The following is a 14,428-nucleotide window of genomic DNA, read 5'->3' on the forward strand; positions in this document are numbered from 1 at the left end:
CGTGTTTCATGCGACGCCCTCAGCGCCCCTCCCCCACGCCCGACGATGCGGAGCCCGCCGCCGTACGCGGAAATCTCCCCGCGGAGCTGAACGCCTTCGTGGGACGTGACGACGAACTGGCCGAACTGGAGCCGCTGCTGCGGAAGTCGAGGCTCGTGACCGTCGCCGGTGTGGCCGGGGTCGGCAAGACCCGCTTCGTGACCAGAGTCGCCGCACTGGTGGAGAAACGGTACTGCGACGGTGTCTGGATCGCCGAGCTCTCGGCCGTCCAGGACCCCGAACTGCTCGAACACGCGCTGGTCGACGCGCTGGGGATCACCGAACAGACCGGCAGGCCGCCCCGCACGATGCTGCTCGACCACTGCGCCGAGCGCCGGCTCCTGCTCGTGATCGACGGCTTCGAGCAGCTGACCGACGCGTGCGCCTCACTCGTACGGGAGCTGCTGCGCCGGGCGCCGCACCTCCAGGTGCTGGCGGCCGGGCGGCGCCCCCTGCGGGTGGACGGTGAACTCACCTTCCCGCTGTCGCCGATGCGGGAGGACGACGCCCTGGAGCTCTTCACCCGGCGCGCCGCCGCGGTGCGCCCCGGGGTCCTTCTGACGGACGCCGACCGGGAGACGGCACGGGAGCTCTGCCGGCGCCTCGACTGCATCCCGCTGGCCCTGGAGCTCGCCGCGGGGCGGCTGCGCGCCCTGACGACGGAGCAGGTGCTGCACCGCCTCGACGACCGGTTCCGGCTGCTGACCGGGGGCAGCCCCAGCGCGCTCCCCCGCCACCAGACGCTGCGTACGGCCATCGGCTGGAGCCATGAGCTGTGCGCCCCCGAACAACGCCTGCTGTGGGCGCGGCTCTCGGTGTTCGCCGGGCAGTTCGACCTGGAGGCCGTCGAGTACATCTGCAGCGGCCCCGGCCTGCCGGCCGATTCCGTGCTGGACGTGCTGGACGAACTGCTGGCGCAGTCCGTGGTGCTGCGCGAGGACTGCGCCGTCGGCAGCCGCTACCGGCTGCTGGACACCGTGCGGGAGTACGGCGCCGAGTGGCTGCGGGCGACCGGGGACGCGGAGCGGCTGCGGCACAGGCACCGGGACTGGTATCTGGGGCTTGCCACCTGGTGCGAGCTCGACTGGTTCAGCCCCAGGCAGGCGGAGGCCGCCGCCCGGATCGACAGCGAGCTGCCCAATCTCCGCCGTGCGATGGAGTGCTCGATGGAGAGTCCTGAGGAGGTTCATCTCGCCCAGTACCTGGCGGGCACCCTCTGGTTCTACTGGGTGGGCTGCGGACGCCTCTCGGAGGGCCGCCACTGGCTGGACCACGTACTGGAGGCGGAGTCGCCCTCCGACCACTCGCGTCTGAAGGCCCTGTGGGTGCTTGGGTACGTCGCCGTGCTCCAGGGGGATCCGGCCGGCGCGGTCTCGGCCCTGCAGGAGTGCCGGGAGGAGGGCGAGCGCTCGGGGGACGCCACCGCCGTGGCCTACGCAGCGCACCGCACGGGCTGCCTCTCGCTCGTCACGGACGACCCGGTCCGCGCGGAGGAACTGCTGCGCGAGGCGATCGACCGTTACCGGGAGATCGGCGAGCTGAACAGCAATGTACTGATGGCCCAGGTCGAACTGGGCATGGCCGTGGCCTTCCGCGGTGACCTGGACGCGGCCTCGGTGATCTGCCAGGAGGTCAGGGAGATCTGCGAGGACCACGGTGAGCGGTGGACCCGGGCCTACGCGCTGTACGTCCTGGGCTTCGCGGCCCTGCGGGCCGGGGCCGACGCGCGTGCCCGCCGGATGCTCCGGGAGTCCCTCTCCATCGGGCACGCCTTCCACGATCTGCTCGGCACCGCGCTCTCGCTGGAGCTGCTGGCCCTCATCTCGGTGACCGAGGGCGACGCGTCGGAGGCCGCCGTACTCCAGGGCGCGGCGGACCGGATCTGGCCCTCGGTGGGCCTGCCGCTGTTCGGTTCCGTCCACTACGGCAGGCCCAGGACCGAGTGCGAGAAGCGTGCCAGGGCGGCGCTCGGAGACGCACGGTACGAGGCGGAGCGGCGCGTGGGCCTCCGGCTGGACGCGAACGCGGCGGTGGCGCGGGCGCTCAGGGCCGGCACGAGCGGCGATGACACGGCCGCCGAGGGCGAAGGGGCGGCTGGGGCGGCTGGGGAGTCAGTGCCCGGTGGCGGGGCCGCCGAGACGGCGGGGGAAACGCGAAGGCCCGCCGCCTCCCGTACAACAGGGAGGGGCGGGCCCGAGCTCGGTTGAGAGCTACGCCTGCGTCAGCGGGCGTAGTACTCGACGACGAGCTGCTCGTCGCAGATGACCGGAATTTCCTTGCGGTTCGGGTCACGGTCCAGGCGGAAGGCCAGGGCCTTCAGGTTCACCTGGAGGTAGCGCGGGGTCTCGCCGTCGGTGTCGAAGCCACCCTCGCGGGCCACCTGGAAGGGGACCTTGGCGCGGCTGCGCTCGCGGACCTGCACGACGTCGTCGGGGCGCACGCGGAAGGACGGCTTGTCGACCTTGCCACCGTTGACCTCGATGTGGCCGTGGACGACCATCTGACGAGCCTGGTAGATCGTCTTGGCGATGCCCGAGCGCAGGACCAGGGCGTCGAGGCGACGCTCCAGCTCGACGACCAGCGCCTCGCCCGTCTTGCCCTCGGCCTTACGGGCGCGGTCGTAGGCGCGCGCCATCTGGCGCTCGCTGATGTCGTACTGCGCACGCAGACGCTGCTTCTCGAGCAGACGGACCTTGTAGTCCGAGTTCTGCTTGCGGCCACGGCCGTGCTCGCCCGGCGGGTAGGGGCGGGCTTCGAAGTACTTGACAGCCTTCGGCGTCAGGGCGATGCCGAGTGCACGCGACTTCTTGACCTTGGGACGCGACTGGTTAGGCACGTTCTCCAGACCTCCGTTGTAGGTTAGGTTAGGCTTACCTTACTCAAGGAGATCGCATGTCTCGCCCTGGGAACACCACACACGTCACGGACAGCACAGACAGCGACGGCGCACAAGAAGGCGCCGCAACGACGGAAGGCCGATCTGATCGTGGTCAGCCGCGTCCCAGCGGGCTTGAAAACACTCGGATGCCGTCAGCAGCCGAGCGCACACGAACTCTCGTACAGAGTACCTGCTCCGCGGTGCTGCTCGTACCGGGGCTGTCGGTGATCCACCCGGACCAGCTGATGCCCGACAGCAGGAGCATCGGCCCCGAGGGGGATCTGTTCCTCGGTTTCCCCGCCGAATCCCCGGTCGTACGGGCCGCGACCCGCGCCCAGGGCGACGAGCTGACCGCTGTGCTGGAGATCACCGATGTCGCCCCGGTCTCCGTCCCGCACCGGATCCGCGGCCGTGCCCGGATCGCCGGCTGGCTCACCGCGGTGCCGGGGCTCGGGCAACCCGGCCGGATGGTGCTCCGGCTGGAGACCGGGGAGGCGTCGGTCGACGACCTGTGGGGATTCGACGAGGTGGAGCCGGAGGACTTCCGCGACGCCGTCGCCGACCCGCTGGTCGACCACGAGGCCGAGCTGCTCCAGCATCTGCACGCCGCCCACAGCGAGCAGCTGGCCACCCTGTCCGCGCTGCTCGGTGACCGTGCCGAGTGCGGCTGCGCGGACCACAGGCTCGCCGCCGTGCCCGTCGCGCTCGACCGCTTCGGCCTCCGGGTGCGGTTCGTCGAGGACGGTGACGCCTGCTTCGACGCCCGGTTCGAGTTTCCCGAGCCCGTGCGCGACATCACCGAGCTGCGCCGCGCGATGCACACCCTCTTCGAAGCGGCGTCCTGCTGAGCGGCGTCGTACCGAGCGGCGTTGTGCTGAGCGGCACTGTGCTGGGCGGCGGCCGTCACGAGGACGACGGACCGCCCGACTCGCCGCGGCCGAGCCGCTCACGGACCCGATCGGCCACATCGGCATACCGCGCCTCCGCGCCGTAGCGCGTGGGTTCGTAGTAACGCCTGCCGCGGACGGCGTCCGGGGCGTACTCCTGGGCGGCGATCCCGCCGGGCACATCGTGTGGGTAGACATAGCCCTGGGCGTGGCCCAGCTTGGCCGCGCCCTTGTAGTGACCGTCACGCAGATGGGCCGGGACCGGGCCCGCGAGGCCACGGCGCACGTCCTCCTGCGCGGCGGAGATCGCCAGGGTCGCCGCATTGGACTTGGGGGCGAGCGCCAGCGCGATCGTGGCATGGCTGAGGGTGAGCGCCGCCTCGGGGAAGCCGATCATGGCGACGGCCTGGGCCGCCGCCACCGCTGTGGGCAGCGCCGTCGGATCGGCGAGGCCGATGTCCTCGCTCGCCGAGATCATCAGCCGCCTGGCGATGAAGCGGGGGTCCTCCCCCGCCTCGATCATCCGGGCCAGATAGTGCAGGGCGGCGTCCACGTCGGACCCGCGGATCGACTTGATCAGGGCGCTCGCCACGTCGTAGTGCTGGTCGCCGTCGCGGTCGTACTTCACGGCGGCGCGGTCGACGGTCTCCTCCAGCGTCGTGAGCGTGATCTCCCGCTCGTGCGTGGTGAGGGCCGCTCCCGCCGCCGCCTCCAGCGCGGTCAGCGCACGGCGTGCGTCACCGCCGGCGATACGCAGCAGATGCGCCTCGGCGTCATCGGGCAGGGTGACGGCACCGCCGAGACCACGCTCCTCGGTCAGCGCCCGGCGCAGGAGCGCCCGCAGATCCTCGTCCGTGAGCGGCTCCAGGGTGAGGAGCAGGGAGCGCGACAGCAGCGGGGAGATGATCGAGAAGTACGGATTCTCCGTGGTGGCCGCGATCAGCGTGACCCAGCGGTTCTCCACAGCGGGAAGCAGGGAGTCCTGCTGGGCCTTGGAGAAGCGATGGATCTCGTCCAGGAAGAGGACGGTCTCCTTGCCGAAACCGCCGGTGGCGCGGCGCGCGCCCTCGATGACGGCCCGGACCTCCTTGACTCCCGCGGTGATCGCGGAGAGCTCGACGAAGCGCTTGTTGGTGGCCTTGCTGACCACATACGCCAGGGTGGTCTTGCCGGTGCCCGGCGGCCCCCAGAGGATCACCGACGAGGGGCCGGCAGGCCCACCGCCACCCTCACCGACGAGACGGCGCAGCGGCGAGCCCGGTTTGAGCAGATGCTGCTGGCCGACGACCTCGTCCAGCGTACGAGGGCGCATCCGGACAGCGAGGGGGCTGCTGGACGGGTCCTTCTCCTGGCGGTCTTCGGCTGCTGCGGTAAAGAGGTCGGGCTCCACATCGAGAAGCCTATGTCACCCCACTGACAGGACCGCCCGGCGTCAGCTCGTCCAGAAGTCCCACCAGCGGGTCAGGATCAGCATTCCGATGATCCCGATCCAGAGGACCGGCGGCACCCAGTGGAATTCGGTGAGGGTGTTCCGCAGCCAGGCGGGGGCGGGCAGGATGCCGTGCTTGATGTTGTGCGTGGTGACGTAGCAGAACATGAAGATCGTGGCGACCCAGGCCAGGCAGCACCACAGGCAGAGCGAGTTGATGTTGTACAGCGACTGGTACTGCAGCCAGGTGCAGAATCCGACGCCGAACAGCGTGCCCGCGTTGAGGCCGAGCCAGTACCAGGCGCGGAAGCGGGCGCCCGCGAGGAGCGCCATGCCGATGCCGATGACCACCGAGTAGGTGCCGATGCCGAGCATCGGGTTGGGGAAGCCGAAGGCGGACGCCTGCTCGCTCTTCATGATGTTGCCGCACGCGACCACCGGGTTCAGGCTGCAGCCCGGGACGAAGCTCGGGTCCTCCAGCAGCTTGAACTTGTCGATCGTGATCACCCAGCCGGCGAGCAGCCCGGCCGCGCCGGTGATCACCAGCAGCAGCGCGAACGCGCGACCGCTGCCGAAGGTCTTCGCCCCGTTGTCCTCGTCCTGCCGGGAGGAGGGGTGGTCTACCGCTGCCATCGTCATATCGCCGTTCCATCACTGAGTAGCCGGCCGGGCATGGTCATTGTGCCGCACCTCAGAAGCGGCCAACCGTTCGATGCGCATAAAGATGTGCCCGAACGGGCCCGGGAACACGGCACTTCGGCCGGTCCCGGCGCTGCCGACTGTCGCAGGCGCCTCCTGATCGATGCCGTTCGACGGGATGAACCGGCTCACACCGAGTTGACGGTGCGGGAGACGAACGCGCGTCGTCCCGCGCCCCGACGCGTGTGTGCCCGCCCGGGCGGACCGGGCGGGCACACGTGTCGAGCGGTGGGCAGGGGCGGTCAGGCCAGCTCGTCCCGGACCGTGGTCACGAGCGCGTCGAGCGCGACCGGCCTCTGCTCGCCCGACTCCATGTCCTTGAGCTGGACGACACCATCGGCGAGGTCACGCTCGCCCGCCACGACCGTGAAGCGCGCGCCGGAGCGGTTGGCGCTCTTCATCGCGCCCTTGAGCCCCCGGCCGCCGTACGCGAAGTCCGTGGCGACCCCGGCCTTGCGCAGCTCCGTGACCAGGCCGAAGAGCACGCGCCGTGCCTCCTCGCCGAGCGGTACCGCGTACACACTGGTGGTGGCGGGGATGTCGAGCGCGATGCCCTCCGCCTCCAGGGCGAGCACCGTGCGGTCCACGCCGAGCGCCCAGCCGACGGACGGCAGCGCGGGGCCGCCGATCATCTCCGACAGCCCGTCGTAGCGGCCGCCGCCGCCCACCGCGGACTGGGAGCCGAGCCCGTCGTGGACGAACTCGAAGGTGGTGCGGGTGTAGTAGTCCAGACCGCGGACCAGCTTCTCGTCGTCCTCGTAGACCACGCCCGCAGCCGTCAGCAGCGCACGGACCTCCTCGTGGTACGCCTTGCAGGCGTCGCAGAGGTAGTCGCGCAGCATCGGGGCGCCGGCCAGCTGCTTCTGGACCTCGGCCCGCTTGTCGTCGAGCACCCGCAGCGGGTTGATCTCGATGCGGCGCCGGGTGTCCTCGTCGAGGTCGAGGTCGCGCAGGAAGCCCTGGAGCGCCTCGCGGTAGACGGGACGGCACTCCTTGTCGCCCAGCGAGTTGAGCAGGATCCGGAACTCGCGGAGCCCCAGGGAGCGGTAAGCCTGGTCGGCCAGGATGATCAGCTCGGCGTCGAGCGCCGGATCCTCGGTGCCGATGGCCTCGGCGCCGACCTGCGAGAAGTGGCGGTAACGGCCCTTCTGCGGGCGCTCGTAGCGGTAGTACGAGCCGGAGTACCAGAGCTTGACCGGGAGGTTGCCCGCCTTGTGCAGGTTGGCCTCGAGCGCCGCGCGCAGCACGGATGCGGTGCCCTCGGGGCGCAGCGCGAGCTTGTCGCCGCCCTTGGTCTCGAAGGCGTACATCTCCTTGGACACGATGTCGGTGGACTCGCCGACGCCCCGGGCGAACAGGGCCACGTCCTCGAAGCCGGGTGTCTCGATGTAGCCGTAGCCGGAGTTGCGCAGGGGCGCGGAGATGGCCTCCCGCACCGCCAGATACGTCGCGGAGTCCGGCGGGATCAGGTCGTATGTGCCCTTGGGGGCCTGGAAGGTGCTCACAGCTTCTGTTCTCTCGTCACATTCCTCGGCGGGGCGCGGCCTGGCCGTTCATGTACGGGTTGGCGGCGCGCTCGCGGCCGATGGTCGTCTGGGGGCCGTGGCCGGACAGCACCACGGTCGAGTCGTCGAGCGGCAGGCACACGCGGGCCAGCGACTCGAGCAGCTCGGCGTGGTCGCCGCCGGGCAGGTCGGTGCGTCCGACGGAGCCGGCGAAGAGCAGATCGCCCGAGAAGAGGACCTGCGGGACGTCCGCGGCCTCGGGCATCCGATACGTCACCGACCCCTTGGTATGGCCGGGCGCGTGCGCGACGCCGAACTCCAGACCCGCCAGCTCCAGCCGGGCGCCGTCGGTCAGCTCCTTGACGTCGTCCGGCTCCCCCACGGCGAGCTCGCCCATCAGCGGCATGCCGATGGAGCGTCCCAGCGCCCTCTCGGGGTCGCTCATCATGAAGCGGTCCTCGGGGTGGATCCAGGCCGGGACGTCATGGGCGCCGCACACGGGGACGACCGAGGCGACATGGTCGATGTGGCCGTGGGTGAGGATGACGGCGACAGGCTTGAGCCGATGCTTCTTCAGTGCGTCCTCGACGCCCTGGGCGGCCTGGTGGCCCGGGTCGATGATCACGCACTCCTCGCCGGCGGCGGGGGCGACCAGGTAGCAATTGGTCCCCCAGGCCCCGGCGGGGAACCCGGCAATGAGCACGTTCGTCCTTAGGTATTCGTCCGACGAGGAGGGCCACGGAGAAGAACGTGGCCGTTCAGAGACTACCGGCGCTCCTCATTCCACAGCTAACCCATATACCGTACGGGCAAATCCAGGACCGATAAGACGACGTACAAGGAGACCATCCGGTGGTCAGCAGCGATCAGCGGCGGCGGCAGCTCGCCCGGGAGAAGTTCGAGCGGCAGCAGCAGCGCCGGGAGGAGGCGCGCCGGAGGACCAGGCGTCTCACGGTGATCATCGCTTCGTCGGTGGCCGTGGTGGCGGTCATCGGAGTGGGCGCCTATGTCTCGCTCGACGGCGACGACTCGAAGGACACGACGGAGGCGGCCGCGAGCGCCGACCCGTCGGCTTCGCCCTCGGAGAGCGAGAGCAGCACTCCTGAGCCCGCGATGAAGATCGACAAGAAGGCGAAGTACACGATGTCGCTCAAGACGAGCCAGGGCGACATCGGCATCGCGATGGACGCGGCGAAGACCCCGCACACCACGAATTCGTTCAAGTCCCTGGCGGACGACAAGTACTTCGACGGTACGAAGTGTCACCGCCTGACCACGGAGGGCATCTTCGTCCTGCAGTGCGGTGACCCGAAGGGTGACGGGTCGGGCGGCCCCGGCTACAACATCCCGGACGAGAATCTGACCGCGCTGGGCAAGGCGGGCGCCGAGGGCGCGGTGACGTATCCGGCGGGCACCGTGGCGATGGCGAACACCGGCCAGCCGGGCACCGGCGGCAGCCAGTTCTTCCTGGTCTACAAGGACACCAAACTGCCGCCCAGCTACACGCCGTTCGGCACCATGGACGACGCGGGCCTGAAGGCCGTCAAGAAGGTCGCCAAGGCGGGTGTCGCCGAGGGCGCGGGCGACGGTGCTCCGAAGAAGACCGTCACGGTCGAGAAGGTGACGGTCGACAAGGCCTGACCGCGTAAGCTGCCGCCCCGCACGACGCCCGATGAGCCCACCGGAGAATTTCAGCCGCGCTGAGTGCGGACAGCCGGGTGGCCGGTCGCCTAGATTGGCGTTGTGCAGGGCGGGCGCTGCCCGCCCCAGGAAACTGTGGACGATGCACGGGGGGCGAACCCCCTCGATGCATCAGGTGGAGGAGGCGCTGTGAGCAGCGACCCGTGGGGCCGTGTCGACGAGACGGGCACCGTGTACGTGCGTACAGCCGATGGCGAGCAGGTCGTCGGATCGTGGCAGGCCGGTTCCCCCGAGGAGGCTCTGGCCTATTTCGAGCGCAAGTACGAGGGCCTGGTGGTCGAGATCGGCCTCCTGGAGCGGCGGGTGAAGACCACCGACCTGTCGGCGAAGGACGCCACGGCGGCGATCGAGCACCTGCGTCAGCAGGTCGACGAGCACCACGCCGTCGGCGACCTCGCCGCGCTCGGAAAGCGGCTGGACGGGCTTGTCGCGACGGTCGATTCACGTCGCGAGGAGCGCAAGGCCCAGAAGGCGAAGCAGACCGACGAGGCCCGTCAGGCCAAGGAGGCGCTCGTCGTCGAGGCCGAGGAACTGGCGCAGAGCGAGCAGTGGCGGTCGGCGGGTGAGCGCCTGCGTGCGCTCGTCGACACCTGGAAGGGGCTGCCTCGTCTGGACCGCAAGTCCGACGACGAGCTGTGGCACCGCTTCTCGCATGCCCGTTCCGCCTTCTCCAAGCGCCGTAAGGCCCACTTCGCGGCGCTCGACGCCCAGCGCGAGGAGGCCCGCAAGGTCAAGGAGAGGCTCGTCACCGAGGCCGAGTCGCTGTCCGGCTCGACCGACTGGGGTGCGACGGCCGCGCGTTACCGCGACCTGATGACCGAGTGGAAGGCGGCGGGCCGCGCCCAGCGCGAGGCCGAGGACGAGCTGTGGAATCGCTTCCGCGGGGCCCAGGACGTGTTCTTCGCGGCGCGCAGCGGTGTCTTCGCCGAGCGGGACGCGGAGCAGGGCGAGAACCTCAAGGTCAAGGAGGAACTCGCCGCCGAGGCCGAGAAGTTGGTCCCGGTGAAGAACCTCAAGGCCGCCAGGGCCGCGTTCCGGTCGATCAACGAGCGCTGGGAGGCCGTCGGCCATGTCCCGCGTGACGCCCGCCCGAAGGTCGAGGGCCGGGTACAGGCGGTGGAGCGGGCGCTCCAGGAGGCCGAGGAGTCCGAGTGGCGCCGGACGAACCCGGAGGCGCGGGCACGCGCGGAGGGTCTGACCGGTCAGCTCCAGGCGGCCGTCGACAAGCTGCGTACGCAGATCGACACGGCCCGCACCTCGGGCAACAACGCCAGGGCGGACAAGCTCTCGCGTGAGCTGGAGGGCCGGCAGGCTCTGCTGGACCAGGCGCTCAAAGGCCTGGAGGAGTTCGGCGGCTGAGCCGGGCGTTTCCCGTTCCACGGAGGGGCTTTCGTACGTGACGCGTACGGGAGCCCTTTCCGCGTGCCGGGCGGCAGTGAAGGACCTGTGACGGCTGCCGGAATCGGGCAATGACCCAGGACGGCGCAGTGAGGCATGATCCCGGCACCGGCGACGCCGTGTCGCCGTCGGGTTTCCGCCGAATCACCACCTTCTTGAGGCAGGTCAACAGATGAGACTTACCCGTGCCGCGCTGACCGTCGCATCCACCGCTCTGGCTCCGGCTCTCCTGCTCACAGGACCGGCCTTCGCCGCCGGCCCCGCGGCGGCGTCCACCGCCGTGTCGGCCGCACCGGAGAGCGACGGCACCGGCACCGCGGTGAACGACATGTCCGACGACGACGTCCGGGTCGCCCTGGCCCGCCTCCTGGCCGACCCCGCGTCGGGCAGGCGTGTCATCGCCGAGGTGAACGAACTCCTCGACAACGGCACACCCGACGAGATGCGGCAGTGGCTGGAGACCGGCTACCCCCTCGCCCAGGCCGAGGACGACCAGGCCGCACTCTTCCGCATCCTCGGCGACCCCGACTCCGGCAAGCGCGTCACCGCCGAGATCAACGAACTCCTCGACAACGGCACACCCGACGAGATGCGGCAGTGGCTGGAGACCGGCTACCCCCTCGCCCAGGCCGAGGACGACCAGGTCGCACTCTTCCGCATCCTCGGCGACCCCGACTCCGGCAAGCGCGTCACCGCCGAGATCAACGAACTCCTCGACAACGGCACACCGCAAGAGATCCGGGAGTGGCTGGAGACCGGCTACCGCCTCGCCCAGGCCGAGGACGACCGGGTCGCGATCGTCCGCATCCTCGCCCGCCCCGGCATCAGCGACGCGCTCCGCGCCGCGGTCCAGGAGGCCATCGAGGGCACACCGGAGGAGATGCGGTACTTCCTGGAGTACGGCCAGTACGAGGTGGACGCGTAGCAACCAGGCGCCTCCCGTCGGCGGCCCGGAGGGCCGGAGCCCCGGTCGCCGACGGGAGGGCCTGCGCTACGGCCGACGTGCCGAGGTGACTCGGTAGACGTCGTAGACGCCCTCCACACCGCGTACGGCCTTCAGGACGTGTCCCAGGTGCTTGGGGTCGCCCATCTCGAAGGTGAAGCGCGAGGTGGCCACCCGGTCCCGTGAGGTCTGCACCGCGGCCGACAGGATGTTCACGTGCTGGTCGGACAGGACGCGGGTGACGTCGGACAGCAGACGGGAGCGGTCCAGCGCCTCGACCTGGATGGCGACGAGGAAGACCGAGGACTGGGTGGGGGCCCACTCGACTTCGAGGATCCGCTCCGGCTGCTGCGAGAGCGAGTCGACGTTGACGCAGTCCGCGCGGTGCACGGAGACGCCGCTGCCCCGGGTGACGAATCCGATGATCGGGTCCCCGGGTACGGGCGTACAACAGCGGGCCAGCTTGACCCAGACGTCTTCGACGCCCTTGACGACCACGCCCGGATCCGCCTTGCTGCGGCGCTTGTTGCGGCCGTGCGAGGGCGGTGAGCTCTCCGCCAGGTCCTCGTTGGCGGCGTCCTCGCCGCCGAGTGCCTGGACGAGCTTCTGGACGACGCCCGCCGCGGCGACATGGCCCTCGCCGATCGCCGCGTACAGCGACGAGATGTCGGGGTAGCGCATCTCGTGCGCGAGCGTGACCAGGGAGTCGCCGGTCAGGATCCGCTGGATCGGCAGGTTCTGCTTGCGCATGGCCCGGGCGATGGCGTCCTTGCCCTGCTCGATCGCCTCGTCGCGCCGCTCCTTGGAGAACCAGGCGCGGATCTTGTTGCGCGCCCGGGGCGACTTGACGAACTGGAGCCAGTCGCGGGAGGGCCCGGCACCGGCCGCCTTGGAGGTGAAGACCTCCACCAGGTCGCCGTTGTCGAGGGTGGACTCCAGCGGTACGAGCCGGCCGTTGACCCGTGCTCCTATGGTCCGGTGGCCGACCTCCGTGTGGACGGCGTAGGCGAAGTCGACCGGCGTGGCGCCGGCGGGCAGCGCTATCACGTCGCCCTTCGGCGTGAAGACGAAGACCTCGTTGCGCGAGAGGTCGAAACGCAGGGACTCCAGGAACTCGCTGGGGTCCTCGGTCTCCTTCTGCCAGTCGAGGAGCTGGCGCAGCCACGCCATGTCGTTGACGGTGTCCTGGCCCCGGCCGCCGCCGCTGTTCTTCGGGATGTCGGTGCGGACCTTGGAGGCGCCCGCGACGGCCTCCTGCTTGTACTTCCAGTGCGCGGCGATGCCGTACTCGGCGCGGCGGTGCATGTCGAACGTGCGGATCTGGAGCTCGACGGGCTTGCCGCTGGGACCGATCACCGTGGTGTGCAGCGACTGGTACATGTTGAACTTGGGCATCGCGATGTAGTCCTTGAACCGCCCGGGCACCGGGTTCCACCGGGCGTGGACGGTGCCGAGCGCCGCGTAGCAGTCACGGACGGTGTCGACGAGGACGCGGATGCCCACCAGGTCGTAGATCTCTGCGAAGTCGCGGCCCCGCACGATCATCTTCTGGTAGACGCTGTAGTAGTGCTTGGGCCGGCCGGTGACGGTGGCCTTGATGCGGGCGGCGCGCAGGTCGGACTGCACCTCGTCGGTCACTATGGCGAGGTACTCGTCGCGCTTGGGCGCACGCTCGGCGACGAGGCGGACGATCTCGTCGTACATCTTGGGGTAGAGGATCGCGAAGGCGAGGTCCTCCAGCTCCCACTTGATGGTGTTCATGCCCAGGCGGTGGGCCAGCGGCGCGTAGATCTCCAGCGTCTCGCGGGCCTTCTTCTCCTGCTTCTCCCGCTTGAGGTAGCGCATGGTGCGCATGTTGTGCAGCCGGTCGGCGAGCTTGATGACGAGGACCCTGGGGTCCTTGGCCATGGCGACGACCATCTTGCGTACGGTCTCCGCCTGGGCGGCCTCGCCGAACTTGACCTTGTCCAGCTTGGTGACGCCGTCGACGAGCAGCGCCACCTGGTCGCCGAAGTCCTTGCGGAGGGTGTCCAGGCCGTACTCGGTGTCCTCGACGGTGTCGTGCAGCAGCCCGGCCATCAGGGTCGCCGGGTCCATGCCGAGTTCGGCGAGGATCGTGGTGACGGCGAGCGGGTGGGTGATGTAGGGATCGCCGCTCTTGCGCTTCTGGCCGCGGTGCCAGCGCTCGGCGACCTGGTAGGCCTTCTCGATCTGGCGCAGCGTGGCGGACTCGATCTTGGGGTCGTTGCCGCGGACCGTACGCAGGAGGGGTTCGAGGACCGGGTTGTACGGACTGGAGCGCTGTACACCCAGTCGGGCGAGGCGGGCCCTGACCCGGTTGGAGGAGCCGCCCGAGCGCACGGCCGGGGCCGGCGGGGTGGCGGCGGGCCGGACCGGCGGCTTCGCGGCGGACGCCGGTGCCGGGGGCTTGGCGACGGGGGCCGGGGGCTTCGCGGCAGGGGCTGACTCCCCGGCGGCCGGGGCGGGGGCCTGAGGCGTCTGTGCCGCCGAGCCGGAGTCGGCGGGCTTCGCCTGGGGCGCAGGCTTCGTCCCGGACGCGGGGGCGGGCTTCGCCCCGGAGGGCGGGGCCGGCTTCGCGCCCGGGGGCGGTGTCGGCTTGGCCGGTGCGGCGGGCTCCCGGTCAGCCGGTGCCTCGGCGGGGCCCTGCTTGTGGCCGCCCGCGGGTCCTGGCGTGCCCGGCTCGTCGGGCTGCGCCTTCCCGGGCGTGGCGGAGGCCGCCGCGGGCCTTTCGGGCTGCGGGGCGGCGACTGGCTGGGCCTCGTCTGGCAAGAGCGCTCCTCGTGCGGATCCGGGCTACCGGAAAACCCATGGTATCGACCTCGGGGCAGGTCCTCGCCCGGGGACTGCGGAACCCCTCACAACGCGGACGGGTACCCGGATGTTCCCGGATACCCGTCCTGTACGTCCCTACGCGCGCCGCTTCAGCGC

The 14,428-nt window shown here is 70.4% G+C and carries 11 protein-coding genes; 5 read left to right on the top strand and 6 right to left on the bottom strand.

Translation table 11 applies throughout. The features are described 5' to 3' along the window. Nucleotides 1-8 precede the first annotated feature (8 nt). Nucleotides 9-2,246, top strand: a complete 2,238-nt coding sequence (locus AB0C75_RS13680; RefSeq protein WP_362890258.1) for an AAA family ATPase — start codon at nucleotides 9-11, stop codon at nucleotides 2,244-2,246. A gap of 14 nt (nucleotides 2,247-2,260) precedes the next feature. Here the strand turns inward: AB0C75_RS13680 and rpsD are convergent, their stop codons facing one another. Next, a complete protein-coding gene (gene rpsD / locus AB0C75_RS13685; protein ID WP_362890260.1) occupies nucleotides 2,261-2,875 on the bottom strand; it encodes a 30S ribosomal protein S4 in 615 nt (204 codons plus the stop codon). Nucleotides 2,876-3,063: 188 nt separating this feature from the next. Here rpsD and AB0C75_RS13690 point away from each other — a divergent pair, with 188 nt between their 5' ends. Next, nucleotides 3,064-3,765 (top strand): DUF2470 domain-containing protein, encoded by a 702-nt coding sequence (locus tag AB0C75_RS13690; RefSeq protein ID WP_362890261.1) that lies wholly within the window; start codon nucleotides 3,064-3,066, stop codon nucleotides 3,763-3,765. 55 nt (nucleotides 3,766-3,820) lie between these two features. Here the strand turns inward: AB0C75_RS13690 and AB0C75_RS13695 are convergent, their stop codons facing one another. From AB0C75_RS13695 to AB0C75_RS13710, 4 genes are all read right to left on the bottom strand, one after another. Further along, nucleotides 3,821-5,194, bottom strand: coding sequence for a replication-associated recombination protein A (locus tag AB0C75_RS13695; RefSeq protein WP_362890262.1), 1,374 nt, complete (start codon nucleotides 5,192-5,194; stop codon nucleotides 3,821-3,823). Between the two features lie 42 nt (nucleotides 5,195-5,236). Continuing rightward, nucleotides 5,237-5,872, bottom strand: coding sequence for a vitamin K epoxide reductase family protein (locus AB0C75_RS13700; protein ID WP_362890264.1), 636 nt, complete (start codon nucleotides 5,870-5,872; stop codon nucleotides 5,237-5,239). A gap of 302 nt (nucleotides 5,873-6,174) precedes the next feature. After that, the gene (hisS, locus tag AB0C75_RS13705) at nucleotides 6,175-7,437 is read right to left on the bottom strand and encodes a histidine--tRNA ligase (protein ID WP_362890266.1); all 1,263 of its coding nucleotides are present in this window, start codon (nucleotides 7,435-7,437) and stop codon (nucleotides 6,175-6,177) included. A 16-nt stretch (nucleotides 7,438-7,453) separates the two neighbouring features. Then, nucleotides 7,454-8,140: an MBL fold metallo-hydrolase gene (locus AB0C75_RS13710; protein WP_362890268.1), complete on the bottom strand. Its 687-nt coding sequence runs from the start codon at nucleotides 8,138-8,140 to the stop codon at nucleotides 7,454-7,456. Nucleotides 8,141-8,289: 149 nt separating this feature from the next. Between AB0C75_RS13710 and AB0C75_RS13715 the strand changes: the two genes are divergently transcribed. The 3 genes from AB0C75_RS13715 (at nucleotide 8,290) to AB0C75_RS13725 (ending at nucleotide 11,461) form a co-directional block, all read left to right on the top strand. After that, on the top strand, nucleotides 8,290-9,078 hold the full coding sequence (locus AB0C75_RS13715; protein ID WP_362890269.1) for a peptidylprolyl isomerase: 789 nt from the start codon (nucleotides 8,290-8,292) through the stop codon (nucleotides 9,076-9,078). A 189-nt stretch (nucleotides 9,079-9,267) separates the two neighbouring features. After that, entirely contained in the window at nucleotides 9,268-10,497 is a 1,230-nt protein-coding gene (locus AB0C75_RS13720; RefSeq protein WP_362890271.1) for a DUF349 domain-containing protein, read from the top strand. Nucleotides 10,498-10,708: 211 nt separating this feature from the next. Next, entirely contained in the window at nucleotides 10,709-11,461 is a 753-nt protein-coding gene (locus AB0C75_RS13725; RefSeq protein ID WP_362890273.1) for an ALF repeat-containing protein, read from the top strand. A gap of 66 nt (nucleotides 11,462-11,527) precedes the next feature. Here the strand turns inward: AB0C75_RS13725 and AB0C75_RS13730 are convergent, their stop codons facing one another. Then, the gene (locus AB0C75_RS13730; RefSeq protein ID WP_362890275.1) at nucleotides 11,528-14,269 is read right to left on the bottom strand and encodes a RelA/SpoT family protein; all 2,742 of its coding nucleotides are present in this window, start codon (nucleotides 14,267-14,269) and stop codon (nucleotides 11,528-11,530) included. Nucleotides 14,270-14,428: the final 159 nt, after the last annotated feature.

The sequence above is a fragment of the Streptomyces sp. NPDC048565 genome (genome assembly GCF_040650935.1).
Classification (GTDB): Bacteria; Actinomycetota; Actinomycetes; order Streptomycetales; family Streptomycetaceae; genus Streptomyces.